Origin of the sequence: Leptolyngbya sp. GB1-A1, assembly GCF_039962475.1 — a bacterium.
GTDB lineage: Bacteria > Cyanobacteriota > Cyanobacteriia > Elainellales > Elainellaceae > Leptolyngbya_A.
The window spans coordinates 1-17,884 of the sequence record NZ_JAMPLI010000069.1 but is presented as its reverse complement, the minus strand read 5'-3'; the positions used below and the strand labels follow the sequence as shown (position 1 = coordinate 17,884).

Here is a 17,884-nt window from a genome sequence, read left to right as displayed (position 1 = left end):
AGAGCAGCAGTCCTGACCAGCCGATGAAAACGAATCTGTCGCGCTTCAGCCAGTCGTCGACGGTGTCGAACCATCCTCGCTGGGCTTGTGCGCGCCCCATTGCTATGGTCATTGCACAATCTCCAAGAAATTAGAAATTATCTGATCAAAATGAGTTCGCCTGATTCACAGTCGCCTCGCGATCGCGCCCTGAGATATGAGATAAAGAGGCAGAAAACGCAAGGGAATGAGAACAGAGTTTACTTTTCTTTACTAATCACTCATTATACAGACACCCTCTAGAATTTTTCATCCCCTAAATCTGAATTTTCCTTAACAATGCGAAGCAGTTTTGTCGGTGGGGTTATTTAGGCAGGGATCAGCTAGTGCGGATGCGACCGTACCGATAAAGAAAACACTTGCTGGGCTGAACGAGGGATACTAAAGAAGTAAGTTCACAAGTTCAGTGGTAAAGGCAGCCTCATGTTTATTGTTGACGTGGCTCTCAAGAATAACCCCGTACCGATATCGGTTCAGCGAAAATCCGGTGATGACGCAAAAGCTCTGTACCAGCAAATTTCAGAAGCAATGCGCTCTGGCAATCCGGTTTCGATCGAACTCACCTGCGAACAGCAAGCTGGAAAAACCGTTTGTGTTTTAGTGAGCGAAATCGTTGCGGTACAAATGGCGGAAAAATCGGGCAGTGCAACTTCGTCGGGTAGACCTCCCGGCTTTTTTGCCTTAGCTGAGTAAGCCATAGGGACAAGTGGGGAATTGGGCGAGAGCGATTACCTCGAAGAGAAATTGCTTCACATCGCCACCCCACTCCTTGTAACTAGGTAACGTTAAGTATCAAGCCAAATTATGGGTAAACCCTCGATCGTTGTTCAGGACGTTTCTTTTCAGTGGCTCAAGGAAGCTCCCGTCCTGCAAGCCTGTTCGCTGGAAGTGCCGCAGGGCGAATTTTGGATGTTGCTGGGCACAAACGGCAGCGGCAAATCAACCTTGCTGAAACTCTTGACCGGGCTACTAAAGCCCCAGATTGGAACCGTTGAAGTGCAGCCTCCGGTTGGATTTGTCTTTCAAAATCCTGATCATCAGCTCGTGATGCCGACAGTGGGGGCAGATGTTGCCTTTGGTCTAGTTGAAGAAAAGCTGTCTTTTGGGCAAGTGCGGCAGCGGGTTGAGGAAGCATTGAACGCTGTGAATCTTTTGCCACTTCAGCGTCGCCCTATTTATGCTTTGAGCGGCGGACAGAAACAGCGGATTGCCATTGCAGGAGCGATCGCCCGCCATTGTGAAGTGCTGCTGCTCGACGAACCGACCGCCTTGCTTGACCCTGATAGCCAGCTTGATCTGGTGCGGCAAGTTCAGGGGTTGGTGCAGAGCCGAGGCATGACGGCACTCTGGGTAACGCACCGTTTAGATGAGCTTGACTATTGTGATGGCGCATTTTTATTAGAAGCAGGCAAAGTGGCGGATCAGGGCGATCCGACTCGGCTGAAACAAAGACTGATGCAGACTAGCATGAGGAGCTGAGCGCGGATTCTGAGGAAGATTTTAAGTAAGAAGCTTTTCAAGTATTCTTCTAGCCTTCGGTCAGACCCTTTCTACGGCAAGCACCCTTCGGCAAGCAATTCCCAAAAACGATTTGTAATGAATGATGAGAAGAAATCGAAGCGGGTCGTTCTCTTCCTGGTTTACAATTTGCAATCATGAATGACAATATATAAGAATATAAAATAGCTTCTACCCATTGCCCTCCAATGTAAATTATGCCTTCTTCCCCTCCCCAAGCCCTGCTCCTAGTTGACGGCTATAACGTAATCGGTGCTTGGTCAGACTTAAAGCAGACCCGCGATCGACATGGGTTAGAGGAAGCGCGGCGTGAGCTGTTGCATAGCCTGATGGACTACAGCTCCTATCACAGCTTTGATACTCATGTTGTGTTTGATGCTCAGTATCAAGACACACCGGGCAGTCGCGAGGTCATCACCAGCTATCTTTGTATCTGCTACACCGACTATCGCCAAACCGCAGACTCCTATATTGAGAAAACCTGTGCCTTGTTTCGCAATGACCCGCGTAAACTCAGTCAGAGGCTAATTGTGGCAACCTCCGATCGCGCTCAGCAGCTGACCGTGGTCGGCTATGGGGCAGAGTGGATGTCAGCGCAAAAGCTTCAGACAGAAGTTGAGCTAATGTTTGCCAGAGTTCGACGGCAGCATCGCACAACCCACAGGCAACAAAAGCAATCGACCAGTCGATTCTTGGCGAGTGGGCTTGATCCTGCCGCTCAGCAGCGTCTTGCCGACCTAAGATTTGGCAAAGATCGGAAAAAAAGCTAGTTTTCCTGAATGAAAGCTCTGCTTAGATGAATTTGTTTGAATAAGTTTGTCTGTAAATTTGTCTGAATCAAGCTGGGTTCTCGCTCTGATTTGGTTGCCTCCGCTGCATTCAGCAAAAAATTTTAGAAAAGTGGTTGCCAAATTCAGGCTTTTCTGGCTATTATTAGATTCGCGTGAGCATTCCTCAGTAGCTCAGTGGTAGAGCGGTCGGCTGTTAACCGATTGGTCGCTGGTTCGAATCCAGCCTGGGGAGTTAAGTCAATTCAATCAAAATAAATTTCGCTAGATCAGTTAAGTTTTGCTAGATCAGTGAGAGAAGGATGATAGGTTGTCAACTTAAAGTTAAAGTTGACGATCGCCATCCATGAAATCAATCGACAAAAGACAGACAGGGATAGATTTGGGTACGCAACCTCAATCCCCCTGGCGCCATCATTGGTCACTCGCTCCCAATATCACGTTTCTGAACCACGGTTCTTTTGGAGCCTGTCCAATCGCCGTTCTGGAACAGCAGCAAATTTTTCGACAGCAGCTTGAGGCAGAGCCATTGCGCTTTTTTGAGGATGCCTATGAGCCATTGCTGGATCGATCGCGTGAGCGGCTAGCCGAGTTCATCGGAACAACGCCACAAGAGCTGGTCTTTGTTCCCAATACCACCACGGGCGTGAACACAGTGCTGCGATCGCTGTCTTTGCGTGCGGGGGATGAGCTGCTGACGACAAATCATGAGTACAATGCCTGCCGCAATGCGCTGGATTTTATAGCGGAGCGATCTGGGGCAACAGTGGTGGTTGCAGAAGTTCCCTTTCCGTTAGCGTCTGCTGAGCAGGTCATCACCGCTGTTATGTCACAAGTTTCTGACAAAACTCGAATTGTGCTGCTGGATCACATTACCAGCCAGACCGGGCTGATTTTTCCAATTCAATCGATCGCACAGCAGCTTCGCGGTTCAGGGGTAGATGTTTTGGTCGATGGGGCACACGCCCCCGGAATGGTGGCACTCAACCTGAAGGAATTAGGGGTAACATACTACACAGGGAACTGTCATAAATGGTTATGTGCGCCGAAAGGAGCTGCTTTTCTCTATGTTTCCGAAGCAAAGCAGTCCTTGATTCGCCCGCTTGTGATCAGTCATGGTGCAAATTCAGTTCGGACCGATCGATCGCGCTTTCATTTGGAGTTTGATTGGACAGGCACAGACGACCCAACCGCCTATTGCTGTGTGGCAAGTGCAGTTGAGTTTATGGACTCCCTCTTACCAGGGGGCTGGAATGCCGTCATAGAGCGCAATCATCAAATGGCAATCAGGGCGCGTCAACTTCTTTGTCATGCCTTGAGTGTGTCGCCTCCCTGTCCCGACACCCTGGTTGGTTCAATGGCAGCGATTCCTTTACCTGGGAAATTGGCCTCAGGGGTACAGCGTCAGTTGTTCGATCGCTTTCAGATTGAAGTGCCCTTGATTCCCTGGCAGCGTGTTTTCGGGCAGGGTAAAGCCGATTCTTTCGTGGGGGAACTGCAAAGCAACGCTCTGATTCGCATCTCAGCTCAGCTTTATAACAGTTTGGCGGACTACGATCGTCTCGCTGAAGCCTTGCTGACGCTGCTGGCAGAATCCGCATCGAGTCAACCCAAACCCGTTTAAGGGAGAAGTTTCAGGAAAAGTTTTCATGGTTGGGGCAGTCATCGCATTAAAGGAGCCCGCGTAGCGTGAAAGCGGCGTTTAATCATGGTCGGCAGCATCTCTGGCTTTTGCTGTTTCTAATAGCATTGGGGCTGGGTTTGCGTCTGATTCAGCTTGCTGCAAAGCCGCTCTGGACAGATGAGTTTTCTACGATCGTCTTTAGCCTGGGCAATCGTTTTTTGACCGTGCCGCTCGATCAGGTGATTACAGCCGATCAGCTTTTGCAGCCCCTGCGCCCGCAATCTAGAACCGGCGTGGATCAGGTCGTGCAATCGCTGCTGAGCGAGAGTAACCATCCGCCCCTGTATTTCATACTGAGCCACTTTTGGCTGAAGCTTTTTCCGACGAATCAGCTTGGAACGGTTTCCGCCTGGGCAGCTCGATCACTGTCGGTTTTGTTTGGCGTTGCTTCGATTCCGGCAAGTTATTGGCTAGGCCGGCTGGCGTTTCGATCGCGGATTGTGGGACAGGTAGCAGCCGGGCTGATGGCAGTTTCACCGTTTGCCGTTTATCTCGCTCAAGAAGCGCGGCACTATACGCTGCCAATTCTTTGGATTATTGCTTCCCTTTGCTGTTTGATTGTGGCTACCCGCACGATTCGCGATCGGATTGCGTTGCCCTACTGGGTGTGCTGGGTTTGGATTTTGATCAACGGGTTGGGCATTGCGAGCCATTACTTTTTTACCTTTACCCTGATTGCCGAAGCCGTCGTCATTGCCTGTCTGGGATTGGTGCAGAGCTGGCGAGAAGGAGGAATCTGGCATCCTTCAGTCCACTGGCAACGCATCTGGCTTGTGGCAGCCGGAACTGCGGGCACGGGAATCGTTTGGTTTCCGGTGCTGCTGAATATTCAGGATGGGGAGCTAACGCGCTGGATTTATCGAGGCGAGCGCAGTGGATTTGCCTGGTTAGAGCCGGTCGGTCAGGCAGTGGCAGGCTGGATTTCGATGATTTATCTGTTACCAATCCAGTCCCCTTCAGAGACGATCGCTGTCCTATCGGGAGCAGGGCTGTTGATGTTGACCCTGTGGACACTGCCCAAAGTCTTCTGGGGGCTAAACGTGCAGTGTGTCGATCGGGATACCCGACTTTCCGTTTGGGTGCTGGGCTGCTTTGTCATCAGTGCGATTTTACTGTTCTTTAGCATCACCTATCTTTTTGAGGCAGAGTTGACCGGCGCGTTTCGCTACAACTTTGTTTACTTTCCGGGGACGGTTGCCCTGATCGCGGCAGGTCTGGCGGCAGGGTGGAATGTTGTTCGTGAGATTGCCCAAACCCGTGCTGATCAAGTGTCGATCGCCCTACTCAAGCTGCTGCGCGTAAGTAGACGCAAAACCATTCTTTTAATCGGGCTTTTGAGTCTAGTCGGTGGACTGACCGTTGTTTTCAATTTGGGCTATCAAAAAGTTCATCGCCCGGATGTGGTTGCACAGGATATTCTGCGGCACTCCTCGCAGAGCACTTTGATTGCGATTCCCCACCGCACCCATGGGCAAACCGGGCGGTTGATGGGAGTTGCTCTGGCAGTTGAACAGGCTGGCTCCCAGGCGACTTCAGCAGGAAAAACGCTGCCGATCGATCTGCGGTTTCTTCTGGCGCACGATACTCCGCGCAGCACCAGCACAGTTGCAGAAACATTGGACAAAACTTTAAGCGAAGTCACAACACCGATCGATCTATGGCTAATTAATTTTCATGAGGTAGAGCCAGGGTTAGTCGATCGAGTGCTTAAAAAGCAGCGTTGTGCGGCAAAAACAGAGCCAGAATCAGTTGATGGATACCGTTATCGGATGTATCGCTGTCGCGGCAGGGTCAAGACATCGAAGCTAAAGTAGAGCCATCGGGAGACAGAAGTGGAAAAGTCAGGATAAAGGTAGAGCCAATGCCGAACTGAGATTCGAGGTGAATTTCGCCCTGGAACAGCTTCACCAATCGGGAAACAACTGCCAATCCCAACCCCGTACTTTCGCTGTCGCGGAGCTTCTGCAAATTGCTTTGTACATAGGGTTCAAAAATGCGCTGCTGCTCCTCTGAGGCAATGCCCAACCCGGTATCTGCAACTGTCAGGCTCCAACAGGGAGAATCCGCTTTCCCTTTTAGGAGATTGATCGCCTCCGCCCGACAAATGACATGAATTTCACCTTGCTCGGTGTAGCGAATGGCATTGCTCAGCAGATTAGTGACGATTTGCTGAAGCCGTAGAGAATCAGTCAAAATATGATTTAGAGCGGGATCACAGTCAAACTGGAGCTGTAAATTTCTAGCCGCCACCAGAGGTTGCACCATGTCCACCGTCGTCTGCACCAGCTCACAAATATTCACCGGACTGAGCTGAAGCTGCATTTGTCCTGCATCGTAGCGCGAGATTTCCAGCGAATCATTGATCAGGCGGAGCAACTGTCGTCCTGCCTGTAAAACACGATCGATACTCTCTAGATTAGGAACCGAGTCTCTGGTGCTACCGTCCTGTCGATGCTGCCGCAAAAACAGATCCGAGTAGCCAATAATCGAAGTGAGGGGCGTTCTTAGCTCATGGGCAAGCTCTGAAAGATTAGCTTTGCTGGCGCGAACGAGGCGGGTCAATTCCTGATTCGTCAACTTAAGCTGACTTTGAAGCTGCTCTAACTCATGCAGCCGACTCTCGGTATAGCTTTGAAAGCAGCGGGCGATCGCCTCATCAATCACCGTGTCGATTAACCTGACCGCACGCAGCAGTTCGGCAGCCGAAGCTTGAAGCAGCTCGGCTTCAATCACCTCAAAAATAATCGATCGCAGCAGGCGATATTCCCGCGCAATCTCACCCGGATCGAACCCCTGATCCGCCCGGACTATGCCATGTTCTAGCGTTGTTTCGATCAGGGTTTGCACGTCGCTGCGTTCTTCCTCAGACAAAATCGTTGCCAGCGCATTTAGCACTTTAGGCAAGCTATTTTGAATGGCTTTGTAGGTGAGTTCGCCAGTAGTTTGAATTTGCTCATCCTGACGCACCGCTTCGACCCACTGCTGAACAATGGTATCGGCTTGCTGGTGCATTAATTTACCGAAGTCAATCATGCCGAAAGGGGCGAGTTGAAGCGTTTGGGCGAGGCGCAGAGTGTCAGATATCGTTCAAATCCAACCCTGCAAACTCTCAGCAGGATATCAGTGTTGCGATCGCTCCGCATCTTAATTCAGACAGAGATGGATCGCCCTACGTCCTTCATTTCGTTATTTCTGGCAGTTGTTTTTGAGCAAGAGAAATTTAGACAAAAGCGATTTGGACAAAAGCGATTTAGACAAAAGAAAACCGGGGTACATTCCCGGTTCCAGAAACTATCGTACGACCCACAGCCTGAGCGATCGGCTCCAGACTCCGCGCCAGATTCACCATTTCCTCAAGCGAAAGTGCCTGACGCGCATCCGAAACAGACTGCTCCGGCTCCGGGTGGCACTCAACGATAATGCCATCTGCACCGCAAGCGATCGCCGCTTTTGCTAGATTGGGAACGAGTTCGCGCTTTCCGGCAGCATGACTAGGGTCAACGATCACGGGCAGGTGAGTGATTTGCTTCAATGCGACGACTGCACCCAGATCCAGCACGTTGCGAGTGTAGGTATCGAAACTGCGAATGCCGCGCTCGCAAAGGATGACGTTCGGGTTACCGTGGCTCATGATGTATTCGGCTGCCATGACGAATTCTTCGATCGTCGCTGCCAAACCGCGCTTCAGCAGAATCGGCTTGTTTGCCTGTCCCAGTGCCTTGAGCAAATCGAAATTTTGCATATTGCGGCTGCCAACCTGAAGCACATCGGCATAAGCTGCGATTTCTTCGATTTGGGAAATTGCCATCACTTCGGTAATCACAGGCAGTCCGTAGCGATCGCGCACCGATGCCAGAATCTTCAGCCCTTCGATGCCGAGTCCTTGGAAGTCATAGGGCGAAGTCCGGGGCTTGTACACCCCGCCGCGAATTGCCTGAATTGGACCCGTAGCGAGGCGACAGGCGACTGCTTCCATTTGTGCCGCGGTTTCGACGGCACAGGGTCCGCCGACAATCAGCAAATCAGAACCGCCAACGGTGACAGTTTCGCTTAAATGGACGATTGTTTGAGGCTGAGCGGAAGTTTTGAGGACAAGTTTTGCTTTCTGCATGGTGGAGTTTTGGGGATTGAGTGAGAGATGGGACTGAAGGAGCATTAAAAAACCCGGAGCCTTGAGGCTGTCCGGGTAGGGTTCGACTTTTGCATGACGACTTTACCCGGACGTGAGCCTGGTCCAAAAGTAAAAGCCAAAAAACCAAACAGTGTAGGGCATAGTCGTCATCGGTGCGAATCGAGTGTGATTAATCGAAGAAGCTAGATAAAACAAAAACCGCAGACTTTCAAGTTCTGCGGCTCATCGAGAGGTTCCATAACTGAGTGGAATTACCCCCGGTGAGCCGTGGTAAAGCTAAACCAATAAAAGTAAGACTGATTTGCCAGACCCATAGGAAAAGAAGATCCTTTCTGCGAACTTGTGTTGCAAGCTTGCGCTGCGAACTTGTGTTAAGAATACTTTATTCTATTGCTAACCGTAACAAAGTTATCAAAACTTCGTCAAGTCAACTGCAGGAAAATATCGTTAAGATCTGACACGGTTGGATTCCCTTTGGTTAGAACTTGTCCGATCGCCTTATGATTAGCGGTGCAGTTCTTTTCCGGGAAGATTTCAGGGAATTTCTGGAGAATTCCGTCTAAAGAGGATGTTTGAAGCGTTGTATCTGCAACTCGATCCGCCCCCCTAACCCCTAATCTTAGGAAAACCGAGCCGATCGGTTTTAACGCTCAAAGTTTCCCACCTGTCAGGAATTTAGGGGACAATGCAGAACCTGGAACCCTTCTCAAATCTCCTTAATAGATGCCGAACAAATGCGAATTGACCTGAATTGGCGATCTCCGACCCTCCCGATCATGTCGCTTATGATTGCAGCAGAATAACCAAAGCAAGCCATCTGAAGCAGAACCATCTGAAGCACAACAAAAGCAGAATGATTGAAGCAGACCATCTGAGTAAGATTTACGGCACGACTTCCGCGATCCAGGACATCACGTTTTCCGTGGAGAAAGGCGAAATTCTGGGCTTCCTGGGACCAAACGGAGCCGGGAAAACCACGACGATGCGAATTTTGACAGGCTATTTGCCTGCGACCAGCGGCACAGCCCGAATTGCTGGCTTTGAGGTGCATGAAGACTCGATGGCAGTGCGTCAGCGCATTGGCTATCTGCCCGAAAATCCGCCGCTCTACCCAGATATGTCGGTGGAGGGCTATCTGAATTTTGTCGGTCGGCTTAAGGGGGTTTCGGCAGGCGATCGTCCCACGCGGGTAAAGCTAGCAATGAAGCGGTGTGGCTTGTTGGACAAGCGACAGGTTTTAATTCGCAAGCTGTCGAAGGGATTTCGTCAGAGAGTCGGCATTGCCCAGGCGATCGTGCATGATCCGCCCGCGATTATTCTAGATGAACCCACAGTTGGGCTTGATCCCCGTCAAATTATCGAAGTTCGCAATTTGATTAAGAGCCTGGCGGGAGAGCATACGATTATTCTCTCGACCCACATCCTGCCGGAAGTGAGTATGACTTGTAGCCGGGTGGCAATTATCAACCGGGGGCAAGTAGTCGCGATGAACACACCTGATCAGCTCATGGCACAGCTCACGGGCGGGGCAGGTTATGAGCTAGAGGTCGAAGGCGATCCACTTTTGATCCAGCAGCAGCTTCAGCAGTTGCCCCCGATTAATGCAGTTGAGGTCATTGCAGACGAGGCTTTACCGGGGACGCACCGCCGATATCGTCTGACATTAGACGCAGAACTCCAGGCTGGACATCATGTAGGACGCGATATTGCAGCAGCAATCGTCTCCGCAGGCTGGGGGCTACACGAAATGCGGCGAGTGCAGGTGAGTTTGGAAGAAGTGTTTTTGGAACTGACGACCGAAGAAACGATTTCAGAAGAAGCCCTCGGAGAAGCAGCAGCGCAGAGCGAGTCTAATTCGGCAACGGGTACGGCGATATAAGGAGAAGCGGCAATGGGAATTGTATTAAGCAACATCATCGCGATCTATCGGCGGGAACTGCAAAGCTATTTTGCTTCTCCCTTTGCCTACATTATTGCAGGCGTGTTCTGGCTGCTGAGCGGCTTTTTCTTTGTGTCGATTTTGCTCAGTCCTGAAGGGTTAATTGCTCAAGTAGCAGTACGCGATCAGGTGGGAATTACAGAACCGCCGATCGACGTTGCCTATCAGTTTCTCACGGTGTTTTTGGGGGTGCTGGGGTCGCTGGCTCTGTTTGTGCTGCCGATTTTGTCGATGGGGCTCTACACCGAAGAGCGCAAGCGGGGCACGATCGAACTTCTAGCAACTTCTCCGGTAACAAACTGGGCGGTCGCGCTGGGCAAGCTGTTGGGCGTGGTCACGTTTTTTACAACGCTGGTGCTGCCGTTGCTGGTGTATCAAGCGATCGCCCTGAGTGCTGCTGACCCGCCTGTGTCGCCCACGGTGATGCTGCTGGGTCACTTTGCCCTGATTCTGATGGGGGCGGCGATTTTGTCGCTGGGGATGTTTATCTCTTCGCTGACGGACAGCACAATTCTGGCGGCAATTCTCACGTTCGGGCTGATTTTGCTCCTATGGGTTGTAGATCTGGTCGCAAACGCGATCGGTGGTCCAGTAGGTAATGCGCTGAGTCATCTGTCTCTGGTGAAAAACTACACGAACCTGACGCAGGGCATTGTAGACAGCAGTAGCTTGATTGTGTTTCTCAGCTACATTGTGCTGGGGCTATTTCTCACGGCACAGTCGATCGAGGCATTTCGATTCCAGCGTAGCTAGTTGGGCGATCGCAGTTTCCCTCTGGCTCATCCATACAAACAGGTTTATTTCTCTGTCTCTCCCTATTTCCTCAGATGTCCATGAAGCTGACAAAACGACTGAACTGGAAGCAACTGAACTGGAACCATCTCAAGTGGCTATTTTGGCTTGGTCCTGTGCTGATGGTTGTGGGTGCGACCGCAGGAATCGTAGCGGGAAACTGGGCGGGCATTCCATCTGGACTGATGATCGCTGGATTTGTTCTCCTCGGACTGTGGCTAGTGTTTCTGATTTATCAGCAGCCAAATTTTTGGGGCAGGCGATCGACTCAAATCGGCACCAATGCGCTGCTGTCTACCCTTGCCGTTTTAGCCATTTTGGGCATGGTGAACTTTCTGGCGGTGCGGTTTAACAGCCGGGTTGACCTGACGGAAAACCAGATTTTCACCCTTGCGCCTCAGTCGCAGGAGATCGCGCAGCAGCTTCAACAGCCCGTTAAAGCCACGATTTTTTCGCCCACACCCAATCCGATCGATCAGCAGTTGCTCGATAACTATCGGCGAATCAACTCTAATTTCAGCTATCAGTACATCGACCCCCAGCGCGAACCGGGACTGGCGCGAGAATACAAAGTGCAGACGATCGGCGATGTATTTGTTGAATCGGGAACGAACCGCCGACCTGTGCAGACCGTGACTCCAGAACAAAAACTTTCAGAACGACGGCTGACCAATGGCATTGCCCAAATCACCAACAGCCAGCCGCAAAAGGTTTACTTCTTGCAGGGACACGGTGAACGCAAGCTAGAAGCAGGACAGGGCGGCTTTTTGCAGGCATCCCAGCGGCTCACTGAAGAAGCCTATGAAGGCGCGCCGCTCAACCTGGCAGAAAATCCGCAGGTTCCGGCAGATGCTGCTGTGCTGGTAATTGCCAGTCCCCAGCGTCCCTTGATCGAATCAGAAGTCAAAGCCCTCAGGGAGTATCTGAAGCGCAAGAGCGGCTTAATGCTGCTGATCGATCCGCAAACCGACCCCAAGCTCAATCCGCTGCTGGAGGAGTGGGGACTTCAGATGAGCGATCGCATTGTCATTGACCCCGCCGGAGAAGCTTCTGGCTTGGGTCCGGGCGTGACGATTATTAATCAATATGGCGATCATCCGATCACACGCAGCTTTGGCAACGGCATTTCCTTTTATCCTCTAGCGCGTCCCGTGCAGCAGCGGCAGGTCGAGGGCATCGAAGCCACGGGTCTTCTGATTACTAGCGATCGCACCACCGCCCAACGCGTTGCCGAAAATGGTGAACTTCAGTTTGATGCAGCGACCGATCCAAAAGGGCCATTTGCGATTGGCTATGCCCTGAGCCGGGGGGTGCAGGCAGAAGCTCCAAGCCCTGCTCCGAGTCCCAGTCCCAGTGCTAGCCCCAGTCCCAGCCCCAGTCCCAGTCCCAGTCCTAGCCCCAGTCCCAGTCCCAGTCCTAGCCCGGAAGCCAGTCCTAGCCCGGAAGCTAGCCCCAGCCCCAGCCCTAGCCCCAGTCCAGCAGCCAGCGAAAATAAGGGACAATCTCGCCTGGTGGTGATTGGCAACTCTGGCTTTGCAACAGACGGCGTATTTGCCCAGCAGCTTAACAGCGATGTGTTTTTGAACTCGCTGGGCTGGCTGAGTCAGCAAGACGATCAGGTATTAGCAATTCGTCCGCGAGAAGTGAAAAATCGCCGGATTGTGATGTCTCCTCAACAGCAGATGTCTGCCGCCGGAACTGCGCTTGCGCTGCTGCCTGCGATCGCTTTTGCTGCTGCCGGACTGGTGTGGTGGAAGCGGCGATAACTGTTCTCTAAGATCCGATTCCTTGAACTTGCAGAAGCAATGAAGATCAAACCCTCTACTTTTCTGCTGCTGCTCACTGCTTTACTGCTGGGCGGCGTAACACTGGTGGCGGTACAAAATCAGCCGCAAAATCAATCACAGGGTCAGCAGGCTTCCCAGAGCGAACCCAGCGATCTCTTTGCCTTCACCGAAAAGCAAGTTAAAACGCTGTCGCTTACGACGCCCCTTCGGTCGCTTAAGTTTGAGCGTGACGCTGAGGGAATCTGGCAAATGCGGCAACCCGAACAAACCCCTGCCAGTGCCGCCTCGATCGCCTTTCTGCTGGATCTGATGACATCGGGCACGAGCGATCGGACGTTTACAGTTCCGGTAGGACAGCAAGAACAGTATGGATTTCATCAGCCGTTTGCAGCGATCGAAGTCACGCTCGACAACCAGGAAACCCATCGCCTGATTGTGGGGGAATATGACTTTAACCGCAGTTTCCTCTACGCGCTAGCCGATCCGTCCACCGATGCCAATACCGATCTAAAAGTAAGCCTGGTTTCTCCCAGCTTTGAGAATGCAGTCAATCGTCCTTTAGCAGAATGGAAACAAACAGCATCGGAAAAGCAGGCTGCACCCGCAGCGTCTCCCAGCCCATCTCCCGGTGCATCTTCTCCGAGTCCTGAAGCATCTCCAAAGCCGTCACCTGATCCATCCCCCGATGCATCACCGAGTTCGGCAAGTTCTCCGAGTCCTGAAGCGTCTCCTGCAAGTCCAGCCGCTCCGAGTCCTTCTCCAAACTCTTCTCCGTCTTCTCCATAGTTTGTCTTGAATTTCTTCTGACGCACAGTAGGCGATCGACCAGGTAGATGGTCAGGTTCAACTCCCTACTTTACTGCATCTCTCGATTGCCCGACCAAACGCATCGCTAGAGAAGCGATCGCTCTATTTACAGATAATCATCAAAGTCTGTAAACCCTAGTGCTCGATTAAAATTCACTAAATTTATGCAAAAGTGATTTTCAGAGAATTTTCTGGGTGATTCGTTAACCACAATTGAAGGCAAAATACATTAACACACCAACAATAATAGATGGACAAAATTGATAGGTTTTTTTGTGATGATTCTAATAAATAAATTCAAAGCCAGGGTATCAATAAATCACCAATTATTAATGTGACAGCAAAAATTATACATATTCTATTGATAATTTATTGATGTATTTATTGATGATCGATCGCCGAATAAAATTGCAGTTACCATTCCCTCAGACAGTCCTCTTAATGGGTTATCAAAGAGCCTGCACGTCTTCCCTCTGGCAGTGTTTTTCGTCGCATAAACTCTGAACAATAAGGAAAGCAATTACCCCACAGGGGAAACTGCGAAGCATCTGAGAAGCAAGCCATCGAGGACGATGAAAAGGGAGGAGGATAATGCTACGTAGACTGATTCTCTGGTTGATTGAGCTAGGTTTTCTTGCCTATGTGTTTTTGTTTGCGCCGCCGCTGCGGGTCAATTTGTTAGAACCCGTGCAAACGCTTCTCAAGGGACAGATACCTGCGATCAATCCGGTGACGATTTCGCTGTTTAGCATGATTGGCATTTGGCTATTGATTTATAGCTGTCTGATCTTCCCAGACGGTAGAATGCAAAAATTACCCGCCTGGGCATTTATGCTGGGTTCAGTTGGAACTGGATTTCTATCCCTGGTTCCCTATCTGGCACTGCGCGAACCCAATCAGCAGTTTTCCGGCGAAAAGGATGCCTGGTTAAAGTGGCTCGATTCTCCAATCACAGGGCTGATTTTGACGGGCAGTACGCTGTTTTTGCTGGGATTTGCCCTGTTCTTTGGCGATTGGGGAGCGTTTGTTCAAGTTTTTCAGAGTGATCGCTTTATCCACGCAATGACGTTGGCATTTGGCATTCTCTGTTTGCTGTTTCCCTATCCCACGCTACTGACCGATGATATGGCGCGACGGGGGCTACGTAACGACTCACAGCTTTATGGGCTAGTTGCATTCATTCCCCTGTTTGGACCGCTGCTGTATCTTTGCATCCGTCCACCGCTGCTGATGTTTCGCACCAAATCTCCTGAATATTCTGGCTCAGGGTTGAATCAGTGAGACAAGCTCCAAGCTGTTCACAATTTCGGTGAATGCTCGTCGATTGGGTTCATCCACTTCTGGATTGCCGATCGTCGCCAGACTGATGACAATTACTGCTTCCCCGCTGGGATGAGCAACCACTACGTTTTCATGTTCATATAAGCCAGTAGAACGAAAGCTCAGCCCGTTTTGACCAGCGATCGATCGTGCCTGAAAGTCTTTTGGCTGCGAGAAGCGGCTGGAGTGACCTTCAACCCAGGCTTGTAAATCCAGGTTATCGGGATTGCGATCGACGCCGACTTGAACACTGGACGGATATTCGGTTCCGCCTTCATACTTTCCGGCCACGATGTCGTCATACACTTTCTGCTGCCAAAGTTCTAGCAACACGAGTTCATCAGAAGCATTATCGACCGGATCGGCAATCGCAAAATCTGCGGGATAGACAAAGCCGAATCCTGCTTGCGGAAACGCATACCGCTTCGACGCAGATGGACTGGAAGTGGACGAGGTCGTATCGGTTTGGACTGGTGTTTCTGAAGGAGTAGCGGGAGCCGGGAGGGGGCGAGGCGCAGATTGACAGCTCACCAGCAGTAAGGTGATTCCACTTAGTCCCCATAGCATGAGGCGTTTGGGTCTAGTGAGGAAAGCGAATGGGCTGAAATGGTGGGATTGAGTTTGGCGATCGAAGGGAGTCAGCATGGATGGGTCGCAAATGAATTGAGGTGAAAAAAGGTTGTTTGAGGAGTCTTGGAGTCTCTACATTGCCTCCTGAATCCCCCATCTGTAAATTGCTGCTTTGAAAGAGCAAGGGGGGACTTTAAGTTGAGACGTAGAGCTGATTACTGCTGTGATGACTCCTGCAAAGGGGTTGATTCCTTATTTTCTGGCAATGTTCCAGCACTAGGTTCTCTCGTTACATTTTTGCGAACCATCAATTCGGGAGCCGCAGCCCATTACCATGCTCGACGGGCACAAGGGCAACAAGATTAGTCATTCCGGTGAGAAAGTTCGATAGGTGCTAGATCGATCGCACGTATCCTACAAATCCTTCAGGGTTTCATTCGGCAAAACTTAATTCGTTCAGCAGATTCGCCGCTGGAGCAATCCTTCTAAGCTGACGTAGATCGAAGAATTAGAAACCAAAATTTCAGGAGGAAGGCGATTGTGGCAGATCTGGTGCTGGTGGTGGGTGCAACCGGAGGCGTGGGACAGTTAGCGGTAGCAAAGCTGCTGGAAAAAGAAATTCCGGTTCGGGTTTTGACGCGCAGTGCAGAGAAAGCAGAAAAACTGTTTGGCGATCGAGTAGAAGCGGCGATCGGCGATATTCGTCAGCCTGAAACCTTACCACCTGCCATGCAGGGCATTACGCACTTGATTTGCGCGACCGGAACCACCGCTTTTCCCTCGGCTCGCTGGCAGTTTGACCTTCCCGAAGCGCAAGGACTGCAAAAGCTCCAGCAGTGGCGCAAAATTTTCTTGGACAAGAGCTACCGAAATGCTCACGCCAAAAACAGTCCCCAGATTGTCGATGCAGACAGCGTTCGTCATGTGGTGGAAGCAGCTCCACGCGACCTTCAGCGATTTGTCTTTGTTTCTTCCTGCGGCGTGGAACACAAAACCCAGTTTCCCTATACAGTACTCAACGCTTTTGGTGTCCTAGATGCGAAACAGCAGGGCGAAGCGGCGATCGTCCAATCCGGCTTACCTTACACCATCATCCGACCCGGACAGCTCATCGACGGTCCCTTTACGTCCTACGATCTAAATACGCTAATGAAAGCCACCACAGGCAGCAAAAAGGGAATTACAATCGGCACTGGCGACACCCTCTCTGGGCAAACGAGCCGAATCGATGTGGCGGCTGCCTGCGTGGAATGCCTTCATGATTCACACGCAGTAAACAAGATTTTTGAGATGGTGAATAAAGGGAATCGTCCTGAGGCGATCGATTGGTCGGGATTGTTTGCGTCGATCGTGTAGAGAGTTGGGGGACAATCGCTGCCCCAAAACCAAAGCCGGAGGTTGGCTCCCCGTATCCAGGCATTCACCTGAATCTGGACTCAATCCTCCGACTCGTGACTAAATGGGTTAGATGCGAATTAAGCCTTGCTAGTTTCTTGAGCCGCTTCCCCTTTGCGCTTACGGAGGGTGGCAATGCCCATACCGATTAAGCCAGGCAGAAGTGCAGGCGTGGGAATGGGTTGAGGATTTCCAATCTCCGAAATGTTACCAACTCCCGAAATGGTGTTGTCGAACCGACCCGCATTGCTGTTGTCAAACCCTGTGGTAATGAGAAAGTAGTTCAGTCCTGAAACCAGCGATACATCATTGAATCCAGAAACACCAATACCAGGAAAGTCGTCATTCCCTCGAAGAACGTTGGTGAGAGGTTGAGTTGGGTTAAAGTCACCCTGATACAGAAAAGTGTAGTTATCCCAGCCCGCTGGATCGGTACCAACACTCAGGAAGTTATACAGGCCTGTTGTATCTACAGTGAACCCAAATGTACTGAAGGGTACATTCGTCCCAATTGCACTGAGAGCGGTAGGAGCGTTACTTCCGTTCTGAACAGGACGGTTCCAGGTTGGCTGTCCGGCTGTTGTTCCACTGAAGGTCAGGCTCCCTGCCAGGGAAGGGGCGGCAGTACCAAGAGCAACGCAGGCTGCACTCGCTACAGTCAAAGCAGTCTTCATCTTCAAAGCCACCATCTATTGTTACTCCTAAAGTTAAAGGTGAATGGTAGGAGTCCCCTGAGTGTTGACCACCAGAAATAAGACGATCGCATAAGTTAGACGACGATTGCACAAATAATACGATCGCGTACCTTGAGCTAACGCTGCGGAGTCAACTCAAACAAACTGTGATCCTGATGCAAAAAGCCTGATTATACGGATGCTCTGACAAACTACCCCTAGCATCCCAACATTCCCTGATGCAATCTGATGGGATGGGAGTGATTGGAGCAAATCGAGTGAAGATGACCCGCTAACGTTTTCATTTCTGGGTCAACTGTTCACAGGATAGTGCCTCAAATTAATGTGGGATAGGTGGCAATGTCGTGCCAATTCCATGATCGTGTCGCTAATCCTGCTCGCTGTGCAGCAGTCGTTTTGAAGCGGCTATGCTGCCAAA

The 17,884-nt window shown here is 50.9% G+C and carries 15 protein-coding genes, 1 tRNA gene and 2 pseudogenes; 12 read left to right on the top strand and 6 right to left on the bottom strand.

All coding sequences use genetic code 11. The features are described from left to right. A pseudogene (locus tag NDI45_RS28250) lies at positions 1–112 on the bottom strand (photosystem II D2 protein (photosystem q(a) protein)); the annotation flags it as partial. Between the two features lie 350 nt (positions 113–462). Here NDI45_RS28250 and NDI45_RS28245 point away from each other — a divergent pair. From NDI45_RS28245 to NDI45_RS28220, 6 genes are all read left to right on the top strand, one after another. Beyond that, positions 463–732, top strand: a complete 270-nt coding sequence (locus tag NDI45_RS28245) for a hypothetical protein (protein ID WP_348249739.1) — start codon at positions 463–465, stop codon at positions 730–732. A gap of 111 nt (positions 733–843) precedes the next feature. Then, positions 844–1,518 carry an energy-coupling factor ABC transporter ATP-binding protein gene (locus tag NDI45_RS28240; RefSeq protein WP_348249738.1) on the top strand — a complete coding sequence of 225 codons (675 nt, stop codon included), beginning with the start codon at positions 844–846 and terminating at the stop codon, positions 1,516–1,518. A 236-nt stretch (positions 1,519–1,754) separates the two neighbouring features. Further along, the gene (locus tag NDI45_RS28235) at positions 1,755–2,327 is read left to right on the top strand and encodes an NYN domain-containing protein (protein WP_190790857.1); all 573 of its coding nucleotides are present in this window, start codon (positions 1,755–1,757) and stop codon (positions 2,325–2,327) included. 181 nt (positions 2,328–2,508) lie between these two features. Beyond that, positions 2,509–2,580 (top strand) — tRNA-Asn (locus NDI45_RS28230). Between the two features lie 111 nt (positions 2,581–2,691). After that, on the top strand, positions 2,692–3,969 hold the full coding sequence (locus tag NDI45_RS28225) for an aminotransferase class V-fold PLP-dependent enzyme (RefSeq protein WP_348249737.1): 1,278 nt from the start codon (positions 2,692–2,694) through the stop codon (positions 3,967–3,969). Positions 3,970–4,034: 65 nt separating this feature from the next. Then, on the top strand, positions 4,035–5,843 hold the full coding sequence (locus NDI45_RS28220; RefSeq protein ID WP_190790859.1) for a glycosyltransferase: 1,809 nt from the start codon (positions 4,035–4,037) through the stop codon (positions 5,841–5,843). Here NDI45_RS28220 and NDI45_RS28215 read toward each other — a convergent pair. After that, positions 5,821–7,062, bottom strand: coding sequence for a HAMP domain-containing sensor histidine kinase (locus NDI45_RS28215; RefSeq protein WP_190790860.1), 1,242 nt, complete (start codon positions 7,060–7,062; stop codon positions 5,821–5,823). The genes NDI45_RS28220 and NDI45_RS28215 overlap by 23 nt on opposite strands. A gap of 217 nt (positions 7,063–7,279) precedes the next feature. Further along, on the bottom strand, positions 7,280–8,185 hold the full coding sequence (locus NDI45_RS28210; RefSeq protein ID WP_190790861.1) for a bifunctional 3-deoxy-7-phosphoheptulonate synthase/chorismate mutase: 906 nt from the start codon (positions 8,183–8,185) through the stop codon (positions 7,280–7,282). Positions 8,186–9,014: 829 nt separating this feature from the next. On the opposite strand from NDI45_RS28210, the gene NDI45_RS28205 reads away from it, so the two are divergent. From NDI45_RS28205 to NDI45_RS28185, 5 genes are all read left to right on the top strand, one after another. Next, the gene (locus NDI45_RS28205) at positions 9,015–10,040 is read left to right on the top strand and encodes an ABC transporter ATP-binding protein (RefSeq protein WP_190790862.1); all 1,026 of its coding nucleotides are present in this window, start codon (positions 9,015–9,017) and stop codon (positions 10,038–10,040) included. Between the two features lie 12 nt (positions 10,041–10,052). Beyond that, a complete protein-coding gene (locus tag NDI45_RS28200) occupies positions 10,053–10,853 on the top strand; it encodes an ABC transporter permease (protein WP_348249736.1) in 801 nt (266 codons plus the stop codon). Between the two features lie 80 nt (positions 10,854–10,933). Continuing rightward, positions 10,934–12,658, top strand: a complete 1,725-nt coding sequence (locus tag NDI45_RS28195) for a Gldg family protein (RefSeq protein WP_348249735.1) — start codon at positions 10,934–10,936, stop codon at positions 12,656–12,658. A gap of 39 nt (positions 12,659–12,697) precedes the next feature. After that, on the top strand, positions 12,698–13,465 hold the full coding sequence (locus NDI45_RS28190) for a DUF4340 domain-containing protein (protein ID WP_348249734.1): 768 nt from the start codon (positions 12,698–12,700) through the stop codon (positions 13,463–13,465). A gap of 612 nt (positions 13,466–14,077) precedes the next feature. Then, a complete protein-coding gene (locus tag NDI45_RS28185; protein ID WP_348249733.1) occupies positions 14,078–14,767 on the top strand; it encodes a hypothetical protein in 690 nt (229 codons plus the stop codon). Here the strand turns inward: NDI45_RS28185 and NDI45_RS28180 are convergent. Further along, the gene (locus tag NDI45_RS28180) at positions 14,750–15,451 is read right to left on the bottom strand and encodes a hypothetical protein (RefSeq protein ID WP_348249732.1); all 702 of its coding nucleotides are present in this window, start codon (positions 15,449–15,451) and stop codon (positions 14,750–14,752) included. The genes NDI45_RS28185 and NDI45_RS28180 overlap by 18 nt on opposite strands. Positions 15,452–15,916: 465 nt before the next feature. On the opposite strand from NDI45_RS28180, the gene NDI45_RS28175 reads away from it, so the two are divergent. After that, positions 15,917–16,732, top strand: coding sequence for an SDR family oxidoreductase (locus tag NDI45_RS28175; RefSeq protein WP_348249731.1), 816 nt, complete (start codon positions 15,917–15,919; stop codon positions 16,730–16,732). A gap of 119 nt (positions 16,733–16,851) precedes the next feature. Here the strand turns inward: NDI45_RS28175 and NDI45_RS28170 are convergent, their stop codons facing one another. After that, positions 16,852–17,460, bottom strand: a complete 609-nt coding sequence (locus NDI45_RS28170) for a PTPA-CTERM sorting domain-containing protein (protein WP_348249730.1) — start codon at positions 17,458–17,460, stop codon at positions 16,852–16,854. Positions 17,461–17,780: 320 nt separating this feature from the next. After that, positions 17,781–17,884, bottom strand: a pseudogene (locus tag NDI45_RS28165) (IS1 family transposase); the annotation flags it as partial.